This is a genomic window from Microbacterium testaceum StLB037, assembly GCF_000202635.1.
Classification (GTDB): domain Bacteria; phylum Actinomycetota; class Actinomycetes; order Actinomycetales; family Microbacteriaceae; genus Microbacterium; species Microbacterium testaceum_F.
The window spans coordinates 2,053,765-2,075,983 of sequence record NC_015125.1 but is presented as its reverse complement, the minus strand read 5'-3'; the positions used below and the strand labels follow the sequence as shown (position 1 = coordinate 2,075,983).

The 22,219-nt window shown below is 72.5% G+C and carries 19 protein-coding genes and 1 pseudogene; 5 read left to right on the top strand and 15 right to left on the bottom strand.

Annotated features, from left to right (window positions below; all coding sequences use genetic code 11):
• Positions 1–9 precede the first annotated feature (9 nt).
• The 5 genes from MTES_RS09495 to MTES_RS09475 are packed head-to-tail and all read right to left on the bottom strand — an operon-like array spanning position 10 to position 4,057.
• Positions 10–618: an energy-coupling factor transporter transmembrane component T gene (locus MTES_RS09495; RefSeq protein WP_013585034.1), complete on the bottom strand. Its 609-nt coding sequence runs from the start codon at positions 616–618 to the stop codon at positions 10–12.
• Positions 612–1,298: an energy-coupling factor ABC transporter ATP-binding protein gene (locus tag MTES_RS09490; RefSeq protein WP_013585033.1), complete on the bottom strand. Its 687-nt coding sequence runs from the start codon at positions 1,296–1,298 to the stop codon at positions 612–614. The genes MTES_RS09495 and MTES_RS09490 overlap by 7 nt, the downstream gene beginning before the upstream one ends.
• Positions 1,295–2,401 (bottom strand): thiolase family protein, encoded by a 1,107-nt coding sequence (locus tag MTES_RS09485; protein ID WP_013585032.1) that lies wholly within the window; start codon positions 2,399–2,401, stop codon positions 1,295–1,297. The genes MTES_RS09490 and MTES_RS09485 overlap by 4 nt, the downstream gene beginning before the upstream one ends.
• Positions 2,385–3,464: a class I adenylate-forming enzyme family protein gene (locus MTES_RS09480; protein WP_013585031.1), complete on the bottom strand. Its 1,080-nt coding sequence runs from the start codon at positions 3,462–3,464 to the stop codon at positions 2,385–2,387. The genes MTES_RS09485 and MTES_RS09480 overlap by 17 nt, the downstream gene beginning before the upstream one ends.
• Positions 3,461–4,057 carry a biotin transporter BioY gene (locus tag MTES_RS09475; protein WP_013585030.1) on the bottom strand — a complete coding sequence of 199 codons (597 nt, stop codon included), beginning with the start codon at positions 4,055–4,057 and terminating at the stop codon, positions 3,461–3,463. Before MTES_RS09475 ends, MTES_RS09480 begins: the two co-directional genes overlap by 4 nt.
• A 69-nt stretch (positions 4,058–4,126) precedes the next feature.
• Here MTES_RS09475 and MTES_RS09470 point away from each other — a divergent pair, with 69 nt between their 5' ends.
• Positions 4,127–4,681: a TetR/AcrR family transcriptional regulator C-terminal domain-containing protein gene (locus tag MTES_RS09470; protein ID WP_013585029.1), complete on the top strand. Its 555-nt coding sequence runs from the start codon at positions 4,127–4,129 to the stop codon at positions 4,679–4,681.
• Positions 4,682–5,027: 346 nt separating this feature from the next.
• On the opposite strand, the gene MTES_RS19870 is transcribed toward MTES_RS09470, so the two are convergent.
• The 3 genes and pseudogenes from MTES_RS19870 to MTES_RS09455 form a co-directional block, all read right to left on the bottom strand.
• A complete protein-coding gene (locus MTES_RS19870; protein WP_231848064.1) occupies positions 5,028–6,017 on the bottom strand; it encodes a cytochrome b/b6 domain-containing protein in 990 nt (329 codons plus the stop codon).
• Positions 6,018–7,070: 1,053 nt separating this feature from the next.
• Positions 7,071–8,024 (bottom strand): electron transfer flavoprotein subunit alpha/FixB family protein, encoded by a 954-nt coding sequence (locus tag MTES_RS09460; protein ID WP_013585027.1) that lies wholly within the window; start codon positions 8,022–8,024, stop codon positions 7,071–7,073.
• A pseudogene (locus MTES_RS09455) lies at positions 8,024–8,801 on the bottom strand (electron transfer flavoprotein subunit beta/FixA family protein). Before MTES_RS09455 ends, MTES_RS09460 begins: the two are co-directional and overlap by 1 nt.
• A gap of 261 nt (positions 8,802–9,062) precedes the next feature.
• Here MTES_RS09455 and MTES_RS09450 point away from each other — a divergent pair.
• Entirely contained in the window at positions 9,063–9,590 is a 528-nt protein-coding gene (locus MTES_RS09450; RefSeq protein WP_043361281.1) for a MarR family winged helix-turn-helix transcriptional regulator, read from the top strand.
• A 19-nt stretch (positions 9,591–9,609) separates the two neighbouring features.
• Here the strand turns inward: MTES_RS09450 and MTES_RS09445 are convergent, their stop codons facing one another.
• From MTES_RS09445 to MTES_RS09435, 3 genes are all read right to left on the bottom strand, one after another.
• Positions 9,610–10,398, bottom strand: coding sequence for an enoyl-CoA hydratase-related protein (locus MTES_RS09445; protein WP_013585024.1), 789 nt, complete (start codon positions 10,396–10,398; stop codon positions 9,610–9,612).
• 79 nt (positions 10,399–10,477) lie between these two features.
• Positions 10,478–11,647 carry an acyl-CoA dehydrogenase family protein gene (locus tag MTES_RS09440; RefSeq protein WP_013585023.1) on the bottom strand — a complete coding sequence of 390 codons (1,170 nt, stop codon included), beginning with the start codon at positions 11,645–11,647 and terminating at the stop codon, positions 10,478–10,480.
• A 296-nt stretch (positions 11,648–11,943) separates the two neighbouring features.
• Complete coding sequence (locus MTES_RS09435; protein WP_013585022.1) at positions 11,944–12,663, bottom strand: VIT1/CCC1 transporter family protein; 720 nt, start codon at positions 12,661–12,663, stop codon at positions 11,944–11,946.
• A 168-nt stretch (positions 12,664–12,831) separates the two neighbouring features.
• On the opposite strand from MTES_RS09435, the gene MTES_RS18855 reads away from it, so the two are divergent.
• Positions 12,832–16,296, top strand: coding sequence for a choice-of-anchor I family protein (locus MTES_RS18855; RefSeq protein WP_013585021.1), 3,465 nt, complete (start codon positions 12,832–12,834; stop codon positions 16,294–16,296).
• A 63-nt stretch (positions 16,297–16,359) separates the two neighbouring features.
• On the opposite strand, the gene MTES_RS09420 is transcribed toward MTES_RS18855, so the two are convergent.
• The 3 genes from MTES_RS09420 to MTES_RS09410 form a co-directional block, all read right to left on the bottom strand.
• The gene (locus MTES_RS09420) at positions 16,360–17,070 is read right to left on the bottom strand and encodes a Type 1 glutamine amidotransferase-like domain-containing protein (protein WP_013585020.1); all 711 of its coding nucleotides are present in this window, start codon (positions 17,068–17,070) and stop codon (positions 16,360–16,362) included.
• 140 nt (positions 17,071–17,210) lie between these two features.
• Positions 17,211–18,389, bottom strand: a complete 1,179-nt coding sequence (locus tag MTES_RS09415; protein ID WP_013585019.1) for a thiolase family protein — start codon at positions 18,387–18,389, stop codon at positions 17,211–17,213.
• A complete protein-coding gene (locus tag MTES_RS09410) occupies positions 18,389–19,933 on the bottom strand; it encodes an MmgE/PrpD family protein (protein WP_013585018.1) in 1,545 nt (514 codons plus the stop codon). Before MTES_RS09410 ends, MTES_RS09415 begins: the two co-directional genes overlap by 1 nt.
• 140 nt (positions 19,934–20,073) lie before the next feature.
• On the opposite strand from MTES_RS09410, the gene MTES_RS09405 reads away from it, so the two are divergent.
• A complete protein-coding gene (locus MTES_RS09405) occupies positions 20,074–20,388 on the top strand; it encodes a YbjQ family protein (protein ID WP_013585017.1) in 315 nt (104 codons plus the stop codon).
• Between the two features lie 23 nt (positions 20,389–20,411).
• On the opposite strand, the gene MTES_RS09400 is transcribed toward MTES_RS09405, so the two are convergent.
• A complete protein-coding gene (locus tag MTES_RS09400) occupies positions 20,412–20,996 on the bottom strand; it encodes a TetR/AcrR family transcriptional regulator (RefSeq protein ID WP_013585016.1) in 585 nt (194 codons plus the stop codon).
• A 236-nt stretch (positions 20,997–21,232) separates the two neighbouring features.
• Between MTES_RS09400 and MTES_RS09395 the strand changes: the two genes are divergently transcribed.
• Positions 21,233–22,207: a zinc-binding dehydrogenase gene (locus MTES_RS09395; RefSeq protein ID WP_013585015.1), complete on the top strand. Its 975-nt coding sequence runs from the start codon at positions 21,233–21,235 to the stop codon at positions 22,205–22,207.
• Positions 22,208–22,219: the final 12 nt, after the last annotated feature.

Sequence of the window (22,219 nt, the reverse complement as noted above, 5' to 3'; positions counted from 1 at the left end):
TGGGGTGGATCAGCGGATGCCGCGGGCCGCGAGCGCGTCGCCCAGATCGTCGGCGTGACGCAGGGCGACGACGAGGAACGGCAGGGTCCCGCGCAGGAGCGAGGGGCGCAGCCCCCGCGCCCGCTGGGCATCGCGGACCTCGGCGGCGTGGCGGGCGAGGACGGGGATCGTCGTGAGCGTCACCATCCAGAGCAGTGCGACGCGCGCCGGATCGATACCGACGAGGCGCAGCGGCCGGAGCCCCCGCTCGAGCGCATCGAGCATCGCGGAGACGGGCGTGGTCAGCGGCACCAGCCCCGCGACGAGAACCGCTGCGGCAACGCGCGCGGTGTTGGCTGCGGCCGGCTCGAGCCCGAGGAAGATCAGCTGCCCCGCCGCCGTGATCGCGATCATCCAGCGGAGCGCGCAGACCTGACCGCCGAGCGCGCGAAGGCCCGCGCCCAACCCCATTCCCGCCACGGCATACAGGGCCACGGGCACCACCACCGCCACCGGAACCGTCGCCCACACCGGAGGCAGCGCCGCGACGACGACCGCCACGACCGCGAAGAGGGCGAGCTTCGGGCCGGCCGGCATCCGGTGCAGCCATCCCCTCCCGGGGCGGAACACGCTCAGCACGCCACGGCCCGTTCGTAGCGCTCGACGACATCGGCGGCGATTCCGGATGCCACGACCCCGCCGTCCTCGAACAGCACGGCCGTCTCGCACCGGCGCGCAAGAGCGAGGTCGTGCGTGACCACGATCAGCGCATGCCCGAAGTCGGCGAGCAGGTGATCGGCGACTGCGCGAGCGTTTCGTGCATCGAGGAACGCCGTCGGCTCGTCGGCGACGACGAGGTCGGGAGAGCGCACGAACGCACCGGCGAGCGCGAGCAGCTGCTTCTGCCCTCCGGACAGGTCGTGAGCCGCGCGGTCGGCGAGCGCGTCCAGCCCGAAGCGCTCGAGCACCGCGGTGACGCGGCGACCCCGCTCCTCGCGAGAGAGGCGCAGCGCGCGGAGCGACAGAGCGACGTCCTCCGCGACGGTGGGCATGATGATCTGCGCGTCCGGGTTGCTCAGCACGAGGGCGACGCGACGGCGGAGGTCGGCGGCATCCCGTTCCGGATCGAGGCCGAGGACGGCGAGTTCGCCCGACGCGCGCCGCACGAGCCCGGTGATGAGGCGGGCGAAGGTCGACTTGCCCGAACCGTTGTCGCCGATGACCGCGATGGTCCGGGCCCCGAGGTCGAGGGCGACGTCCTGCAGAACCTCGCGGTCGCCCAGCCGAGCGGTCAGCCCGCGGCAGTGCACGACACTCACCGCACGACCTCGAACACGGCGGCGACACCGAGACCGCCACCCACGGATGCCGCGGCGAGGCCCAGCGTTCCCGCCGGCGCCCCCGCACGGACGAGGCGGGAGAACAGGCGCACGACGGCGACCGCTCCGCTCGCTCCCCACGGGTGTCCCAGCGCCAGCGCTCCGCCCTCGGCGCAGACCCTCTCGTCGTCGTCGCGGAGCCCGAGGCGAGACAGCACGGCGATGCTCTGCGCGGCGAACGCCTCGACGAGCTCGATCGCGGCGACGTCGGTGAGGCTCCGCCCCGCCTGTGTGAGCGCGGCCTGGATCGCGGGGGCGGCGCCGATGCCGGGCAGGGCTGGGTCGCACCCGATGACCGCGGTAGCGCGGATGGCGAGCCCCGGCCCCGACCCGGCGGGGGCGACGACGACCGCCGCCGCTCCGTCGCCGATGCGGGTCGAGGTGCCCGCCGTCACGGTGCCTCCGGTCATCAGCGGGGCGAGACGCGCCAGCAGCGCCGCGGACGTACCGATGCCCTCGTCGCGGCTCACGCCCGCCACGGGCACGATCTCCGCGTCGAAGCGACCCGACGCCCGCGCGGTCGTCGCGCGGGCGTGGCTGCGCCGGGCATAGGCGTCCTGGCGTTCGCGGGTGAGAGCGTCGTGGGCGGCCAGATCCTCGGCGGCCCGCAGCATGTCGGGGTCGGCGAAGCCCGCCGGGGCGAACGGGGCTCGGGCGTAGGGCGCGCCGTCCTGGACGCGAACGGGAGCGGTCGAGGCGCTCTCGACCCCGCCCGCCACGCGTGCCCGACCGTCGGCGCGCGTCGCGTGCGCGGCATCCATGATCGCCGCGAGTCCGCTCCCGCACTGCCGATCGACGGTGCCCCCGGGGACGCCGGTCCCGAGGCCGGCCGCGAGCGCGGCGATGCGGCCGAGGTTGCCGCCCGGTCCCGTGCAATTGCCGAGGACGACATCCGCGATCGGCGGGGATTCGGCGTCGGCGACGGTCGCCGCGATCACGGTCCCGGCGAGGGAGCCCGCGTCGACGTCGGTGAGGCCGCGCCCGCGGACGGCGAGAGGGCTGCGTCGGGCCGCGACGACGACCGGGTCAGTGTCCGGCGCCACGGCCGTGCTCCACGAGACGGGCGACCTCGGCGCGCGCCGGTTTACCGGAGGGGGTTCGCGGGATCGTCCCGAACGCCCAGCGCCGCGGACGATGCGCGGGGCCGAGCCGGGTAGCGGCCTCGGCGCGCACCGCCGCGGGATCGGCATCCGTCAGCTCGACGAGCGCCGCCACGAGCGCGCCGACGCGGGGGCGCGGCATCCCGAACACGACCGCGTCGCGCACGCCCGGGATCCCTCGCAGGACCTCCTCGACCTCGTGCGGGACGACCGTCGCCGAGGCGCTGAGGATCGCGTCGTCGGCGCGGCCGAGCAGGCGGAGGCGTCCGTCCCGCAGTTCGGCGCGATCTCCGACGGTCGCCCACTCCCCGTCGCGTCGCAGGGGGCCGTCCGACCCCAGATATCCGGATGCCACGAACGACGACCGCACCCACACCTCGGCGCCCCGCACCTCGAGGTCGACCCCGGGGAAGGCGCGCAATCCCTCGCCCGCGTCGACGGCGACGAACGACAGCTCCGCCGCCCCGTAGTACGAGACGACGCGCACGCCCGAGGCTTCGGCACGGGCCCGCAGCGCCCGGTCGAGGGGTGAACCACCGACGAGAGCGGTACGCAACCGCGGCAGGGATCCGTCGTCGAGGACGGCGCGAAGCCCCTCCGGAGTCGCGTGCAGACACGTCGCCGCGGGATCGCGACCGAGCGCCGGACGCGGACCGCCCTCGAGGGCGTGCGCCAGCGAGTACAGGGTCAGCGACGACGAGGGCGGGGCAGGGAGGGCCACGACGTCATCGGGTCCCGCGTCGAGAAGCGCCGCCACCGCCGCGAACGAGTTCGTCCACGACGCGGCCGTACGCCGCACGATGCGCGGGGTGCCGCTGCTGCCCGAGGTCAGGGTCGCCCAGGCCGTGGCATCCGTCTCCTCGATCCCGGATGCCACGCGCTCCACGCCCGCGCGCTGATCGGCGCTCCACCGCGGGTCGGCGATCAGCACGGCGTCTCCGGCGGCGCGGGTCGCGGCGATCCGCTCGAACAGCCGCGGAGCGTCGCCGTCGAGGGTGACGATCACGCCGACGCGACCGCGGCGCGGGCGGCGGGGGTCGTCCAGGCGCGGCGGAACCCTCGCGGGTATGCCCGTACGAGAGCCGACACGACAGCGGTCGCGAGGGCGGCCTTGAGCAGATCGCCCGGGACGAAGACGAGACTCGTCAAGGCGGTCTCGCCGAGCGGCAGACGGGTCACCGCACTCTGCACCGGGATGCCGACCGCGTAGATCGCCACGACTCCCCCGACGAGCATGGCGAGAGCCGTGCGCCAGGCGACGGGGCGCCGGCCTCCCGCGTGGACGAGGAGACCGATGACGATCGCCCCGAGGATCCATCCGAGGGCGTATCCGGCGGAGGGGCCGAGGAAGACGCCGATGCCGCCGCGACCTCCCGCGAGCAGCGGAAGGCCCGCCGCCGTGAGAGCCAGCACGACGGTCACCGAGAGGGCGCCGAGCCAGGGACCGAGCACGGCTCCGGCCAGCATCACCCCGAGCGTCTGGGCGGTGATGGGCACGCCCCCGAAGACGGGGAAGCTGCCGGGCAGACCGAGAACCGCGATGAGCGCGGCGAAGACGGCCACGCGGGCGAGGTCGGTGGCGTCGAGAGTGCGGGTCATGGCGGGCCTTTCCTGAACCGTGTCACCTGAACACTGTTCACCTGAACAGCGTTCACTATACTCAGACGCATGGCTCCTCGAGGACACTCCGCCGACGACGTCGCCCGCACCGCCCTGCGGATCCTCGACGACCACGGACTCCCCGACCTCACGATGCGCCGCCTCGCGACCGCCCTCGAGGTTCAGCCCAGCGCGCTGTACTGGCACTTCCCCAACAAGCAGACGCTGCTCGCGGAGCTCTCGGACCGCATCGTCGGCCGGATGGCATCCGGAATCCCCGTCGACCTGGGCGCCGAAGCGCACGCCCTGCGCGATGCGCTCCTCACGTATCGGGACGGTGCCGAGGTCGTCTCGAGCACCCTCGCGCTCGGCCTCGGGTCCTCGCTCGCCCACGACCGGCTCGCGAGCGCGGTCGCCGCCGCCGGGTTCGACGCCGACACCGCGCGCCGCGGCGCGACCACGGTGCTCCACTACGCGCTCGGCTTCGTCTGGCACGAGCAGCAGCGCCTGCAGTACGACAGCGCCGGAGCCCGCGACGCGGGGGCGTCGAGCCTCGAGTCGGACGACTTCGCCTTCGGCCTCGACCTCATCGCCGCGGGTCTACGCGCGCGCGGGCGGGTCTGACGGCCGGCGCGGGTCCGCGGCCGCCGCGCGTGGCCCGGCGGGGCCGCGCCGCGCCGACACCGCACGCGGTCCCCCGCCACGTGGGGCACGCGGCGGCGCGTCGCGCCGAAACCGCATGTCATCGCCGAAACCGCACGCGCTCACCCGCCAGGGCGTGCGGGCTCGACGAACGGGTGCGGTCTCGGCATCCCTCCTCGGTCGGGCTGCCCTTCGCCCCCGCGTGGGGCACGCGGGGCGGGCCGCGCCGAAACCGCATGTCATCGCCGAAACCGCAGGCGTTTACACGCCAGGGCATGCGGGCTCGACGAACGGGTGTGGTCTCGGCATCCGGCCGCCGGTGGGGACGTCAGCGCTGCTTGACGTCGCCGAACAGGCGGGCGATCGGCACGAGAACCGCGGGACGCGCGGCCACCCACCCCGCGGCCATCGCGAGGAGGGATGCCGCGAAGATCAGCAGTCCGGTCGGGTCGCTCGTGTACTCCCCCGGGTCGACCGCGCCGCGCGCGGCGTACATGTGGTTGAGGTTGCGCAGCGCGCCCGTGGCCAGCACGAGGGCGACGTGCACGACGATGAACGCCACGAAGAACAGCATCACCGGGAAGTGGATCTTGCGCGCCCACTCCACCGGGTAGAGGCGGTTGAGCTTCTCGGCATCCTTCGGCCAGACGCCCGAGAGGCGCACGCCGCTCAGGATCGCGAGAGGCGCCGCGATGAAGGTGATCGCGAAGTACGACAGCTGCTGCAGGCTGTTGTAGTTCACCCAGCCGTTCTCGGTCGGCCAGTCCAGCGAGACGTACTGCAACGCTGCTGACACCGCGTTCGGGAAGACCTCCCACGAGGTCGGGACGATCCGCATCCACTGCCCCGTCGCGAACAGCAGCACGACGAAGATCACGCCGTTGGCGATCCACAGGATGTCGATCGCCTGATGGAACCACAGCGCGAGGCTGATGCGCCGCTTCTTGTTCTTGCGGGGAGACCAGAACGCGGCGGGACGCTTCTCTCGCCGCACCTGCCAGCCCGAGCGGATGATGAACAGCAGGAAGAAGCTGTTGAGGAAGTGCGACCAGTTCAGCCAGACCGGCAGTCCCACCGGCGCCCCCTCGGGCAGGGCGTACTCGCCCGGGAAGGCGGCGAGGAAATCCCGCCCCGGCTCGATCGCCAGGACGAAGCGCGCGAACAGCACGGCGATCCCGGCCAGCGCGAGGGCGAAGACGCCGAGCACGGCCGCCGAGCCGAGCCACTGCAGCGGCGTGTAGGGGCCGATGCGCTTCGGCTCCGACCTCGCGGGGCGGGGAGCGGATGCCGCAGCCCCCGGCCACACCGTCGTCGGCACGGCGAGGGGCGGGCGGGCGGCGGGGGCGGGGGCGGGGCCCGCGGGGGTGGGGCCATCGGGGGCAGGGCCTGCGGGATCGGCTCCCGCGGGGGTAGGGCCTGCGGGGGTGGAGCCTGCGGGGGAGGGGCCTGCGGGATCGGGGTGCGCGGGGGGAGAGCCTGCGGGGGTGGAGCCGGCGGAGGTGGGACCCGCGAGGGGGTGGCCGGCGCGAGCGGGGCCAGCGGGTGTGCGCCCGGGCGTGCCCGCGGGCGTGGAGCCGGCGGCATCCGGATCCGAGGGCGGCCCGGGCTCGGAGATTCGCGCGGAACTCGCAGAATCCGCCGCGGAATCTGCGAGATGAGCCGCATTCTGCGAGCCGGGCGCGGTCGCAGATTCGGAAAGGGCCACCGAATGCGGACCGATCCCGCCCCCGCGTCCGAATCCGGCACCATGCTCCGAATCCGTCAGCGCGGTAGCCTGCGGCCACGGCTCGCCGCCCCGAACGCGGGGAAGCCCCCGGCGCACCGCCGACGCGGGCGAGGAGCCCGCGGCATCCGGAACCGAGGGCGGCCCGGGCTCGGAGATTCGCGCGGAACTCGCAGAATCCCCCGCGGAATCTGCGAGATGAGCCGCATTCTGCGAGGCCGCCGCGGTCGCAGATTCGGAAGGCGTCGCCGGATCCGGATCCGTCTCGCTCCCGCGTCCGAATCCGGCACCATGCTCCGAATCCGCGAGCGCGGTGGCCGGCGGCCACGGCTCGCCGCCCCGAACACGGGGCAGCCCCCGGCGCACCGCCGACGCGGGCGTGGAGCCGGCGGCATCCGGATCCGAGGGCGGCCCGGGCTCGGAGATTCGCGCGGAACTCGCAGAATCCCCCGCGGAATCTGCGAGATCGGCTCGATTCTGCGAGGCGGGCACGGCCACGGCATCGCCCCGCGCATCCTGACCCGGCGCCGCGCCGTCCGCGGAGATGTCGTCATCCGCCTCCGACGCGCCGGACACCGCGGGCGGCCAGGGCTCCCCGCCGGGGACGCGCGGCAGCCCGCGACGCGGGGTGCGGGGTGTGGACGCCATCTACTTCTTTTGGGCCTCGAGCGCGCTGATGAGTTGCGGGACGACGGTGAACAGGTCTCCGACGATACCGAAGTCGGCGATGGCGAAGATCGGTGCCTCGGGGTCTTTGTCGACCGCGACGATGGTGGTAGCGGTCTGCATCCCGGCGCGGTGCTGGATCGCGCCCGAGATTCCGAGGGCGATGTACAGCCGCGGCGACACCGTCACGCCGGTCTGCCCGACCTGCGCCGAGACCGGCACATATCCGGCGTCGACCGCGGCGCGCGAGGCGCCGACCGCGGCTCCCAGCACGTCGGCGAGCTGCTCGACGAGGGCGAAGTTCTCGCGCGAGCCCACCCCGCGGCCCCCGGCCACGACGACCTTCGCCCCGCGCAGCTCCGGACGCGACGAGGGCGCCGCGGTCTCCGAGAAGCCCTCGACGCGGGCGGACGGAACCCCGGATGCCACGACCTCCAGCCGCTCGACGGCGAGAGGCTGCGCGTCGAGACGCTCGGTCACGGCCCCGGGTCGGAGGGTGGCGACGAGCGTCCCGAACGTCGGGGCGCCATCCACGGTGAACGCACCGCCGAAGACGGCGTGGTGAGCGACGACACCGAGGTCGTCGCGCTCCACGCCGACCACGTCGGCCGCGAGAGGCAGCCGCAGGCGCGCAGCCAACCGGGCGACGGCATCGCGGGACTCCACGGAGTTCGACGCGAGAACGAGGTCGGGGCTCTCGCGCGCCACGGCCGCGGCGAGCGCGTCGACCACGGGGAGGGTCAGGGCGTCGGACTCGACGTCGACGGCGAGCACCCGCACCGCCCCCAGGGCGGCAGCCTCGGCGGCGGCGTCGGCCGGACCCGCGATGAGGGCCACCGGGTCGCCCACCCGACGCGCCGCGGCGAGGAGGCCGGCAGACGAAGCGGCGAGCGCCCCACCCGGAAGCACCTCGAGGAGCACGAGCGCGACGGCCATCACGCCACCCCCTCGGCGAGGAGGAAGGCGGCGAGCTTCTCGCCCGCATCCCCCTCGTCGATGATCTTGACGCCGGCCTCCCGCGGCGGACGCTCGGCGACCGACACCATGATGTAGCGCGGCACGGCGGGATCCTCGGCGTCGATGCCGAGGGCAGCGGCATCCACCGCCTCGTAGGGCTTCTTCTTCGCCGCCATGATGCCTTTGAAGGTCGTGAAGCGCCCCTCGGGCAGCGCCTCGGTGATCGAGATGACCGCGGGGAGCGAGGCCGTCACCCGCATCGTCCCCGCATCGCTCACGCGGTCGCCGGCCACGGCGTCGTCGCTCACCGCGAGGCTCGACAGCGCCGTCACCTTGCGGGACCTCGAGCAGCTCGGCGACCATCGCGGGCAGCACGCCGCCGCCGCCGTCGGTCGAGAGGTTCCCGGCGATCACGAGGTCGAACCCGGTCCGACGGATCGCCGCTGCGAGCACCTCGGCGGTCAGCAGCAGGTCGGCCCCGCGCAGAGCCTCGTCCACCACGTGCACGGCCGACGTCGCCCCCATCGCGAGGGCTTTGCGAACGGTGGCCGCAGCCGACGCCGGCGCCATCGTCAGCACGATCACCTCGGTGCCCGGGTGCGCGTCGGCATGGGCGAGGGCGGCCTCGACCGCACGCTCGTCGATCTCGTCGAGCACCGGCGTCGAGGCGGCCCGGTCGGTCAGCCCGGTCTCGAGGTCGAGCCGCCGCTCGCCCCACGTGTCGGGGACTTCCTTGATCAGCACCACGATCTTCATCGACCCGGCTCCTTCGTTCGGGGAATACGGACAGGCTCGGGGGACGGAGGCTTCGACGAGCTCAGCCACCACCGCGCAACCCAGGTCCCTGAGCCCGCCGAAGGGACCGCCCACGACCGCGAGGCCCGCGGAGGCTTCGACGAGCTCAGCCACCGCGCGCCGCTCGGCCCCCGCACCCCGCTCAGCGACCGCGCGCCGGTCGGCCGCGAGTCCGCCACGCGCATGACGGGGGCGCGGTACCGTGAAACGCGAGGAGGACCCATGACCCGACGACTGCCGGTCGACCCGATCGCCGAAGCCAAACGCCAGTGGCTCGCGCACGGGTGGGACGACGCGGCCGACGGCATGACGGTCGTGACCTCGGTGATCCGGGCGCACCAGTTGCTCATGGCATCCATCGAACGAGCCCTCAAGCCCTTCGACCTGTCGTTCTCGCGCTTCGAACTGCTGCGACTGCTCGCGTTCACGCGGGAGGGGCGGATGCCGATGGCCAGCGCGATCGCCCGGTTGCAGGTGCATCCGACGAGCGTGACGAACACGGTCGAGCGCCTGACGCGCGACGGGCTCGTGACGCGCGAGCCGCACCCCACCGACGGGCGCGCCGCACTTCTCGCGCTGACGGATGCCGGACGCCGACGGGTCGACGAGGCCACGGCGGCGCTGAACGCGGTGTTCGCCGACCTCGGGCTCGATGACGACGACGCGACGGAGCTCGTGCGGATCATCGCGCGCTTCCGCAAGGGCGCCGGCGACTTCGCCGACCCCGCCCCGGTGCCCGACCCGCTGTGAGACCCGCCCGTCGTCGCGCTCATCGGTGGGTGAACGACGGAGCCCGCTTCTCGCGGAACGCCGCCATCCCCTCCTTCTGATCGGCCGTGTCGAACAGGCCCGCGAACGCCTGACGTTCGAACCGCAGGCCCTCGGCGAGGGAGGTCTCGAGAGCGGCGTCGAGAGCAGCCTTCGCCGCGTACAGGGCCGGCAGCGGCTTCTCGGCGATCGTCTCGGCGACCGCCTGCGCCTCGTCGAGCAGGTCGGCCCCGGGCACCACCCGCGACACGAGCCCCACCCGCTCGGCCTCGGCCGCGTCGATCATGCGTCCGGTCAGGACGAGCTCGGCAGCCTTGTAGTACCCGAGCGCCCGCACGAGTCGCTGCGTCCCGCCCATGCCCGGGATCACGCCCAACTGCACCTCGGGCTGGCCGAATTTCGCGCGATCCGAGGCGAGGATGACGTCGCACATGAGCGCGAGCTCGCACCCGCCGCCGAGGGCGTAGCCCGAGACCGCCGCGATCACGGGGGTGCGGACGGCCGCGAACCGCGACCAACCGCCGAAGTGATCGGTCAGAGTCATCTCGACGCTGGACTTGCCCTCCATCTCTTTGATGTCGGCTCCCGCGGCGAACGCCTTCTCGCTCCCCGTCACCACGATCGCACCGACACCCTCGTCGGCGTCGAACGCCTCCGCCGCGGCGACGACCTCGTGCATGGTCCGCGTGTTCAGCGCGTTCAGCGCCTCGGGCCGGTCGAGGGTGATCCACCCGACGCGTGCGCGCTGTTCGACGCGGATCGTCTCGTACCCGGCATCCTGTTCCGTCATGGTGCTCCCGTTCTGTCGGCGCGGACGACCCCGCCCCCGCATGTTCCCACGATCCCCCGACACCGCCAGGGGCTCGACGTCATGCCGCCAGGACGCTCCGACCGATGATGAGGCGCATGATCTCGTTCGTGCCCTCGAGAATCTGATGAACGCGGAGGTCGCGGACGACCTTCTCGATGCCGTAGTCCTGCAGGTAGCCGTATCCGCCGTGCAGCTGCAGCGCCTCGTTCGCGACGCGGAACCCGACGTCGGTCGCGAAGCGCTTGGCCATCGCGCAGCGGGTCGCGGTGTCGGGGTCCTTGGCATCCAGAGCCGTCGCCGCCTCGCGGACGAGCAGACGTGCGGCCTCGAGCTCGGTCGCCATGTCGGCCACCGCGAACACGACCGACTGCTTCTCGGCGAGCGCTTCGCCGAACGTGAAGCGCTCGTGGACGTAGGCGATCGCGCGGTCGAGTGCCCAGCGCGCCCCGCCGATCGAGCAGGTCGCGATATTGAGGCGGCCCCCGTTCAGCGCCGTCATCGCGATCGAGAAGCCGCGGCCCTCGCCGCCGAGCAGGTTCTCGGCGGGCACGCGCACCTCATCGAGGATGACCTGCCGCGTGGGCTGCGCGTTCCAGCCCATCTTCTTCTCGAGGGGGCCGAACGAGAGTCCCTCAGCGTCGGCGGGGACGAGGAACGCGCTGATCCCGCGCGCGCCCGGCTCGCCCGTGCGCGCCATCACGACATAGACGGATGCCTCGCCGGCACCCGAGATGAACTGCTTCACGCCCGTGAGCACGTAGGTGTCGCCGTGGCGGATCGCCGAGGTCGTGATCGCCGCCGCGTCGGAGCCCGCTCCCGGTTCGGTGAGGCAGTAGGCGCCGAGATCGTCCATGGCCACGAGACCGGGGAGCCATCGCTCGCGCTGCACCGACGTGCCATAGGCGTCGATCATCCACGCGACCATGTTGTGGATCGTGATGTACGCCGTCACGGTGGGGTCGCCGTAGGCGAGCTCCTCGAAGATCGCGACGGCGTCTCGGCGCGACAGCCCGGCGCCGCCCACGTCGTCCCGGACGTAAACGCCGCCGAGGCCCAGCTCCCCGGCGCGGCGGAGGACGTCGCGGGGGAAGTGCTTCTCGGCATCCCATTCCAGGGCGTGCGGGGCGAGCTCGGTGGCGGCGAAGTCGCGGACGGCGTCGAGGATGGCGGCGCGTTCGTCAGCGGACAGGACCGGAGCGTCGAGCGCGGGAGCAGGGATGGTGTCCATGCGGCTCTCCTTCGTGGGGCGACGGCGTCGTCGCTCTGGCCAGATTACCTGGACGTCCTACTATCCGCTAGGCCCCGCAAGCACCCTACCGATAAACGCTGTTCCTGTCGGGAAACGCGGCGACACCGCGTTTCTCACCCGGAACGGCGTTTATGGGCGATGCCCGGCGCTCACGCCGCCGGCGACACACCGTTTCTCACCCGAAACGGCGTTTATGGGCGATGCCCGGCGCTCACGCCGAGGGCGACATACCGTTTCACACCCCAAACGGCGGTGATCGGTGCGGGCACCCGGCGTTACCCCGCGGCGACGCCGAACAGCGACCCCACGAGATACGTCGCCCCGAGCGCCAGCGCGCCGCCGATCACCGTGCGCAGGATCGATCGACCACGGCGCGCCCCGCCGATCCACGCGGCCACGTACCCCGTGACGGCCAGCGCCACGAGCACCGCCGCGAACGTCAGCGGCACGCGGATCCCGACCGGCGCGAGCAGGATCGTCAGCAGCGGCAGCAGCGCCCCGACCGTGAACGCCACCGCCGAGGCCAGAGCCGCCGTCCACGGGCTCACCACGTCGTCGGCGTCGATGTTCAACTCGATCGCGAGGTGGGCTTTCAGCGCATCGGATGCCGTGAGCTCGGTCGCCACCCGGGTCGCCGTGTCGCGCGTGAGCCCCTGGGCCTCGTACAACCCGACGAGCTCGGAGAACTCGGCATCCGGATCCTCCGCGAGCTCCCGGCGCTCCTTCTGGATGAGCGCCCGCTCGCTGTCGCGCTGGCTCGAGACCGACACGTACTCGCCGAGGGCCATCGACACGGCTCCGCCGACGAGAGCGGCGAGCCCGGCGATGAGAACCGGCCCGACCTCGCTCGTCGCTCCGGCCACACCGACGACGACCGCGGCGGTCGAGACGATGCCGTCGTTCGCCCCCAGGACTCCGGCGCGCAGGCCGTTCAGCCGTTGGGCGAGTCCCTGGCGGTGCGGCTCGTCGGGGTGGGCACCGGGAAGCGTGGTCATCCGCTCAGGCTAGACCGCGGCCGCGCGCCGCCGGACGGCGAGAGCGACGTTCTGCCCTCGTTCACCGCCACGTCACCGTCCGCGGGCAGACTCGGCGCGTTCGCCGCCCCCGCGGCGCGCCCGTGCCGCCCCCGCCGCACGCCGCCCCCTGCCCCCGAGGACACAGCCATGCCTTCGCCCTTCCTTCGCCGTACCGTCGCGCTGGCCGCGACGACCGCGGCCGTCTGCGCGCTCGCTCTCTCGAGCGTCACCGCGGCATCCGCCGCGATCGTCGTCGATCCGGTGCGCGACACCCCCGCCGACAGCGCGATGAGCCTGCGCCCGATCGGCACGTACGAAACCGGCGTTTTCGACCAGTCGGCCGCCGAGATCGTGCACGCGTACAAGAACCGCCTGTTCGTCGTGAACGCGCAGGCCGGGGCCGTGGACGTGCTCGACATGAGCGCACCCGCCACGCCCACCAAGCTCTACTCGATCGCGGGCACCGGCGTGGCGAACTCCCTCGCTGTCCGCGCCGACGGCCTCGGCGTGATCGCCCTCGAAGCCGCCAACAAGACCGCACCGGGCCGTCTCGTCTTCTTCGACGCGGATGCCGCCGAGCCGACCGTGCTCGGCGAGGTCACCGTCGGCGCCCTCCCCGACATGGTCACGATCTCGGCCGACGGCACCGTCGCCGTGGTCGCGAACGAGGGCGAGCCCGCCGACGACTTCTCCACCGACCCCGAGGGCTCGATCGGCGTCGTCGCCCTTCCCGCCGAGAAGGCGGCGCCGACCCAGGATGCCGTGCGCACCGCCGGCTTCGGAGGCTTCGAGCAGGGCGGGTCTCAGACCCTCGACCCCGCCGTCCGCGTCTTCGGTCCCGACGTCGCCGCCCCCGACCAGGGCGACACCCCCCTCGCCGCGAACCGCGTGAGCCGCAACCTCGAGCCGGAGTACGTCGCGATCGCCGGGGGTACCGCGTACGTCGCCCTGCAGGAGGCGAACGCCATCGCGGTCGTCGACCTGGCGTCGGCGGAGGTCACCGGCATCCGTCCCCTCGGATTCAAGGACTACGGCGTCGAGACGCTCGACGCGAGCGACCGCGACCCCGAGGACGCTCCGACCTATACCCAGAAGAGCTACCCCGGCCTGTTCGGCATGTACATGCCCGACGGCATCCAGGCCTATGAGGCGAACGGCGAGACCTTCCTCGTCACCGCCAACGAGGGCGACGGCCGCGAGTGGGGCGACTTCACTGACACCGCCCGTGTGAAGGACCTCGGTGAGGACGGCCTCGCCCCGGTCTGCGCCGACAGCCCGCTGGCCGGCTCGCTCGACGACGCCGACCTCGGCCGCCTCAACGTCGCGACCGACATGGGCCTGAACGCCGACGGCACCTGCTACTCCGAGCTCTACACGTTCGGCGGTCGCGGCTTCTCGGTGTGGAACACCGCGGGCGAGCAGGTCTTCGACTCGGGCTCGGACGTCGAGCGCATCACCCACGACGCGAACCCCGACTTCTTCAACTCGAACCACTCGGCCTCGAACCTCGAGGGCCGCAGCGACGACAAGGGCCCCGAGCCCGAGAACCTCGCGATCGGCGAGGTCGACGGACGCACCTACGCGTTCGTCGGTCTCGAGCGCGTCGGCGGCGTGATGACCTACGACATCACCGACCCGGCCGCGGCGACCTACGCCGGGTATGTGAACAACCGCGACTTCTCGGTCTCGGTGGAGGACCAGCTCACCGGCGACGAGACCGTCGACCGCGAGCTGCTCTCGCGCGCCGGCGACCTCGGGCCCGAGGGCGTGGACTTCATCGCCGCCGATGCGTCGCCCACGGGCCGACCGCTGGTCGCCGTCGGCAACGAGGTGTCGGGCACGACGACCCTGTTCGAGGTCTCGAACCCGAACCTCAAGAACATCGACATCCTCACGGTCAACGACTTCCACGGCCGCCTCGAAGCGGGTTCCCAGGGCGAGGCCGGCGCGGCCGTCATCGCGGGTGCGGTCAAGGCCACCGAGGCCGCGAACCCGAACACGCTGTTCGTCTCGGCCGGTGACAACATCGGCGCGTCGACCTTCACGTCGCTCATCCAGGAAGACTCGCCGACCATCGACACTCTGAAGGCCTCGGGCCTCGACGTCTCGGCCGTGGGCAACCACGAGTTCGATCGCGGCTTCGCCGACCTCACCGACCGGGTGCTCCCCGAGTACGGCGGCGGCGAGTACGGCCTCGGCGCGAACGTCTACAAGAAGGGCACGAAGGAGCCCGCACTCGACGAGTACGCGGTCAAGGACGTCGACGGCGTGCGCGTGGCCTTCATCGGCACCGTGACTCCCGACACCGCGACCATGGTCGACCCGGCCGGCATCGCCGACCTGGAGTTCGGCGACCAGCTCGAGGCCGCGAACCGCGTCGCCGACGAGATCACGAGAGGCGACCTCGCCGACGTCATCGTGCTGCTCACCCACTCGGGTGCCGCGGTCTCGGACGACTGCGCCGCGATCGCCGCCGACCAGGCCGGCTTCGGCAAGCTCGCGGTCAACGCCTCGCCCGAGATCGACGCGATCGTCTCGGCGCACACGCACCAGACGTACGCGTGCGACCTGCCCGTGGCGGGCACCGACCGCACCCGCCCGGTCATCCAGGCGTACGAGTACGGCAAGGCCATGGGCCGGCTCTCGCTCACGTGGGACACGCGCACCGACTCGCTGGCATCCCTCTCCGGGACGACGTTCCCGCTCGCGGGGGCCTTCGCTCCGGATGCCGCGATCGAGGCGAAGGTCGCGGAGTACGTCGCGCAGGCCGACGTCATCGGCGCGAAGCCCGTCGGCCGGATCAGCGGCGACATCCTGCGCGGCGGCACCCCGTCGGGCGCCGACCGCGGCGTCGAGTCGTCGATGGGCAACGGGGTGGCCGACGTGTACCTCTGGGCGACGTCCGCGAACCCCGCCTACGCCGGCACGAAGGCGCAGATCGCGCTGATGAACCCGGGCGGACTCCGCGCCGACCTGCTCAAGGGCGACGACGGGGTGGTCACCTACAAGGAGGCCGCGCTCGTGCAGCCGTTCGCCAACACCCTCGTGACGGTGACGCTGACGGGCGAGCAGCTGCGCGGCATCCTGAACGAGCAGTGGAAAGCCGAGGGCGACCGCCCGAAGCTGCACCTCGGCGTGTCGGAGGGCTTCTCGTACGAGTACGAGCAGGACGCCGCCAACCCCCGCGTGGGTTCGGTCGTGTCGATGGCGTACCAGGGGAAGACGATCGCCGACGGCGACACCTTCACGGTCGTGACGAACTCGTTCCTCGCGAACGGCGGCGACGGCTTCCCGACCTTCGCAGCGGGCACCGACCGCACCGACACCGGACAGATCGACCTCGACGCCACGCTCGCGTACTTCGAGGCGACCCCCGTGGTCGACCCGGCTCCGCTCGGTCGCGCGGTGGTGGCGTCGGGCGAGGCACCGGGAGAGAACCCCGGCGAGCAGCCCGGCACGCCGGGACCGGATGCCGAGCAGCCGGGCCAGCGTCCCGGCCAGGGCCTCGCGAACACCGGCACCGAGGCGCCGTGGGGCTTGGCGCTCGCGGGCGGGTTCCTCGTGGTCGCGGGCGGCCTGGCCTTCGCTCTGCGCCGGCGTCGCGCGGTCTGACCCATCGAACCGGAACGGCCCTCACCTTCGCGGGTGGGGGCCGTTTCTGTTTCGTCGGGGCCGTCAGGCGCGGAGCAACTGAACCAGCACTCCGGATGCCGCGGACTCGACGCGCCAGACCTGCCCGCTGCCGCGCACGGCCGGGGCCGCCTGCGCCGAGACCACCAGGGCCGTGTTCTCGTCGATCGCCACGCCATCGGTGACGAGGCCCGCGTCGACCGCGGCCACGAGACGCGAGAGGGTGCCCCACTGGGCGGCGTGGACGTCGACGGCGAAGCCGAGGAGTCCCAGGCCCGGTCGCACCTCGAGCTCGCCGAGCTCCTCGGCCGCGTCCTCCCCGCACACCTCGACGCCGCCGCGCAGCCATCCCCCGACGAGCGCACGCTCGGCCGCGATCGCCGCTCCCGCCGAGAAGCCGGCGTACGGCATCCCCTGGCCCACCCGTTCGCGCAGCTCCTCCCGGATCACGCGGAACGCATCGTGGTACGCCGGGGTCAGGCCGCCGCCGACGAAGACGCCGTCGGCCTCGATCGCGGCATTCGTGAAGCTCTCTCCCTCGACGATCGCTTCCACCCGGATGCTCTCCGCGCCCGCGGCCTCGAGGACGCTGCGGAAACGCGCGACCGAGCTGTCGTCATCGGCCTCGAGCACGAGCAGCACGGCGATCACCGGGTCGCGATCCCCCGCCCGCTCCCGCGCTTCCGCGACGAAGGGCTCCAGCAGGCCACCGCAGCGCGCGACGTCGCGCCCGCCACCGAGAAGATGAACACTCATCCGCCCAGTATCCCGCTCGGAGCAGCGGATGCCACCGGCCGACCGTCTCGCGGAGATCACGCCTCACGTGCCGCGGGATCCCGGTCCGGCGCGGCGTTTCGGCCACGGACTCCGCGGGACGGCACCTCCGGACGGGGCTGTCAGTACCGCCGCAGCAACGCCGCCAGCGCCTGGCCGCCGCCGATGCACATCGTGACGACCGCGTACTCGAGGTCGCGGCGCTGCAGGTCGAGGGCCGCGCGAACAGTCAGGATCGCGCCCGTCGCCCCGACCGGGTGGCCCAGGGCGATCGCGCCCCCGTACGGGTTCACCTTTGCCGGATCGAGGGCCGCATCGCGGATCACCGCGACGGCCTGAGACGCGAAGGCCTCGTTCAGCTCGATCACATCGACGTCGGCGGGGGTCAGTCCCGTCTGGTCCCACAGGCGCTGCAGAGCGAGCACCGGGGCGTATCCCATGATCTCGGGGTCGACGCCGGCCGTCGTCACGGCCTCGAGCGTCGCGAGGCCCGAAAGCCCGCGGTCGCGCACGTCGTTCTCGCGCATGAGTACGGTCGCGGCGGCGCCGTCGTTGATGCCCGACGAGTTGCCCGCCGTCACCGACCCGTCCTTCTCGAAGGCTGGGCGGAGGCCCGCGAGGGCCTCCAGGGTGGTTCCCGGCCGCGGATGCTCGTCGACCGAGACCTCGACCGGCCGCTTCCCCCCGGTGGTCACGGGCACGATCTCTTCCGCGAAGGCCGCGCGGCTGGCATCCAGGGCCGCTCGCCGCTGGCTCTCGACGGCGAAGGCGTCCTGCTCCGCGCGCGAGACTCCGTACCGGGATGCCACGACCTCGGCCGTCGTGCCCATGTGCCGGCCGCTGAAGGGGTCGGTGAGGATCGCGAGGGTGCCGTCGAGGAGCGTCCGGTCGCCGAGCCGCGCGTTGCCGCGGGCACCGTACTCCAGGAACGGCGTGCGCGACATGCTCTCGTCGCCGCCGGCCACGGCGATGTCGATGCCTCCCCAGCGGAGCTCCTGCGCGGCGGACCAGATCGCCTGCAGACCCGAGCCGCAGAGGCGATTCACCGTGAACGCGGGGACGCGCGTGGGGAGCCCCGCGGCGAGGGCCACCCGCCGGGCGTTGTAGGCGTCGGGGCCGTTCTGCGCGATGCAGCCCATGACGACCTCGTCGACGGCATCCTTCTCCACACCCGCTCGTCGAAGAGCCTCCGTGACGGCGACGGCGCCGAGTTCGTAGGCGTCGACGCTCGACAGCGACCCGCCGAACGACCCGATCGGCGTGCGGGCTCCCGCAACGAGGACGATCCGCGGCTCAGACATCAGAAGAGTCCTTTCGGGGCGGGGGCGGATGCCAGGATGCCGGGTTTGGCGACGATGGTGAGCTGCGTGACCTCGGCGGGGGTGAGTTCGGGGAGGCGTTGGGCGAGGTTGAGGAACCGGTCGATCTCCTCGGGCAGGAGGACGGGTTCGGCGAGGGTGCGGAACTTGCGGAGGTAGTCGTCGCGGGCGAAGGGGCGGGCGCCGAGGGGGTGGGCGTCGGCGACGGCGATCTCGTCGGTGACGGTGGTGCCGTCGGTGACGGTGGTGCCGTCGGTGAGGGTGATCTCCACCCGCCCGCCGAAGGCTTTCTCGTTCGGGTCCTCGGAGTGGTACCGGCGGGTCCATTCCGCGTCTTCGGCGGTGGTGATCTTGTGCCAGAGCTCCACCGTGTCCGGGCGGTTCGCGCGGGCGGGAGCATAGGAGTGGACGTGGTGCCAGGCGCCGTCCTGCAGGGCGACGGCGAAGATGTACGGGATGGAGTGATCCAGCGTCTCCCGGGAGGCGGTGGGGTCGTATTTCTGCGGGTCGTTCGCGCCGGAGCCGATCACGTAGTGCGTGTGGTGGCTGGTGTGCAGGACGATCGAGGCGATGTTCGCCGGGTCCCGCAGCTCGGGGCGGTGGGTGCCGAGGCGGCGGGCGAGGTCGATCCACGCCTGCGCCTGGTACTCCGCCGAATGCTCCTTCGTGTACGAGTCGATGATCCCGCGCTTGGGTTCCCCGTCACCGGGCAGGGGGACGTCGTAGGACGCGTCGGGGCCGTCCAGCAGCCACGCGATCACCCCGTCCTCCCCCTCATAGATCGGGGACGGGGACGTTTCCCCGCGCATGGCCCGGTCGACGGCTTCGATCGCCATCTTCCCCGCGAACGCCGGAGCATGCGCCTTCCACGTGGAGATCTCGCCCTTGCGGGACTGGCGGGTCGCGGTGGTGGTGTGAAGTGCCTGCCCGATCGCCTGATAGATCGTCGCCTGGTCCAAACCGAGGAGGGTGCCGATGCCGGCGGCGGCGGCGGGGCCGAGGTGGGCGACGTGATCGATCTTGTGCTTATGCAAACTGATCGCACGAACCAGATCGATCTGGATCTCGTACGCGGTGGCGAGGGCGCGGACCACGGCGGCACCGTCGCGACCGGTGTGCTGGGCCACGGCCAGGACCGGGGGGATGTTATCGCCGGGGTGGGAGTACTCCGCGGCGAGGAACGTGTCGTGGTAGTCCAGCTCGCGCACCGCGACCCCATTCGCCCACGCCGCCCACTCCGGGCTCGACCGTCGCTCCAACGCGCACCCGAACACGGTCGCCCCCGACCCCCCGATCGACACCGCGTGATCCAACGCCTGCTGCCGCGCCGCGCTCACCGGCCCCCTACTGAGCGACGCCGCCGCCACCGCCGCGTTATCGATCACCCGGTTGATGATCATGTCCACCACATCCGCATCCACCGGAACCGGGTCCACCGCCACCCGCGCGAGAGACCACGCGAGCTGCCCCTCCCGAGCCAGATTCTCCTCGCTGCGGTGGACACGAACATGGTGCGTGATCGTCATGACCCCAGCGTAGGCAGAATCGCCTGGTCAGCGGCATCCGGAGGACGACAGACGCAGGACACCGGACACACACCGGGCGCACACGAAACCCGAGGCTTTTTCCTCTCGCCTCCGGGCTCACCCGCTGCCACACTGAGCGCATGCTCGTCACGACGATGAACGATGTCCCCGGCCGCCAGATCACCGAAGTCTTCGGGGAGGTGACCGGCCTGACCGTCCGCGCGCGCAACCTCGGCGTGCAGTTCGGCGCCGGCCTCAAGTCGATCTTCGGCGGTGAACTGCAGGGCCTCACGAAGCAGCTCCAGGAGAGCCGCGACGAGGCCAAGCAGCGCCTCATCGAACAAGCACAGGCCCTCGGCGCCGACGCGGTGATCGCGATGCGCTTCGACACGAGCGAGGTGGCGCAGAACTTCCAAGAGGTCGTGGCCTACGGCACCGCGGTGAAGCTGGCCTGAGCCGCGGGTCCCGGCGAGAGCGGTCAGCCCCGGCCCCACGACTCCAGGGTCGTGGGGATGGATGCCAGGGTCGCGAGCGCCGCGTCGCGATCGGCGCGGGCGAGAGTGAGTCCCGCCACGACGAGCGAGGCGCAGACCGCGGCGAGGGCGTCGACGGCATCCGGACCCAGGTCGGGGCGACGATCGGAGACCGCCGCGCGGATCGCCGTGCGCATCTCGGCCGCGTAGTCCGAGACCAGGGTGCGGACCTCGGCGTCGTCGGTCGCGAGCGGCGACGAGCCGGCGTTCAGCAGGAGGCAGCCGAGCCGCGCCCGCGGGGTGTCGGCGGCGATCCCGTCGATCATCTCGGCGACGTACGCCTCGAGTGCGCCGGGGTCTCCCCCGCCCAGCGGGCGCAGGCGCGTGCGCACGACGTCGTCGAGGTAGGCCGCGAGGACCGCGTCGAAGAGTCCGCGCTTGCTGCCGAAGGCGTTATAGATGCTCGAGCGGGTGAGTCCCGTGGCGTCCTCGAGCTCGGCGATGCCCGTCTCGGCGTAACCCCGCTGCCAGAACACGTCGCGCGCGGCGTCGACGACGGCGGCGCGCTCGAAGCTCGGCGTCCTGCCCATGCGTTTCCCTTTTCTCCCCGAGGTGGCTGAGCTTGTCGAAGCCACCAGCCCCGTCGGCTCCCGGACCCTTCGACAAGCTCAGGCTCCTGCGCCGCGAGGCCGCTGCCCCGCGATGGTGGCTGAGCCTGTCGAAGCCGCCGCGGACCCCTCGACACGCTCAGGGTCCTCACGGTTGCGTTCGCAGGGCCAGGGTCTATATTAGACCAGTCGTTACAAAATAACCACAGGAGGAATCCATGCGCGCAGTCATCCACCACGAGTTCGGCGAACCGGCCGACGTCCTCGGCGTCGAAGAGGTCGAGAACCCGACCCCCGGCCCCGGCGAGGTGCGCCTGCGCGTGCTGATGTCGCCCATCCACAACCACGACCTGTGGACGATCCGCGGCACCTACGGCTTCAAGCCCGAACTGCCCGCCCGCGCCGGCACCGAAGCGGTCGGCGTCATCGAAGAGCTCGGCGAGGGCGTCGAGGGCCTGACGGTCGGCCAGCGCGTCGCCACGGGCGGCACGTTCGGCGTGTGGGCCGAGCAGGTCGTCACGAAGGCCGCCGGCCTCATCCCCGTCGTCGACGGTCTCCCCGACGAGATGGCCGCGCAGCTGGTGTCCATGCCGTTCAGCGCCATCAGCCTGCTGCACTCGCTCGACCTGAAGGCCGGCGACTGGATCGTGCAGAACACCGCCAACGGCGCGGTCGGCCGTATGGTCGCGCAGATCGCCAAGGCCCGTGGCATCCACGTCCTCGGTCTCGTCCGTCGCCAGAGCGCCGTCGAGGAACTCGCCGCGCAGGGCATCGACAACGTCGTGTCGACCGACGCCGACGACTGGCGCGACAAGGCCCTCGCCCTCATCGGTGACGGCACCGTCGTCGCGGGCGTCGACTCCGTCGGTGGTCCCGCGGCCGGTCAGGTGCTGTCGCTGCTGAGCGAGAACGGCACCCTCGTGATCTTCGGCTCGATGGGCGCGGGCAAGCTCGAGCTCGGCGCCGGCGACCTCATCTTCCGCCAGGCCACCGTGAAGGGCTTCTGGGGCAGCGTCGTCAGCAAGACGATGGATGCCGACACCCGCGGCGCCCTGTTCGGAGAGCTGTCGCGCTACCTCGCCGACGGCACCCTGACCCTCCCGGTCGCCGCGACCTTCGGCCTCGACGACATCGTCGACGCCGTGACGGCGAGCGACTCGCCCCGCGTCGGCAAGGTGCTGCTGCGCCCGTGAGCTGAGGCGCGG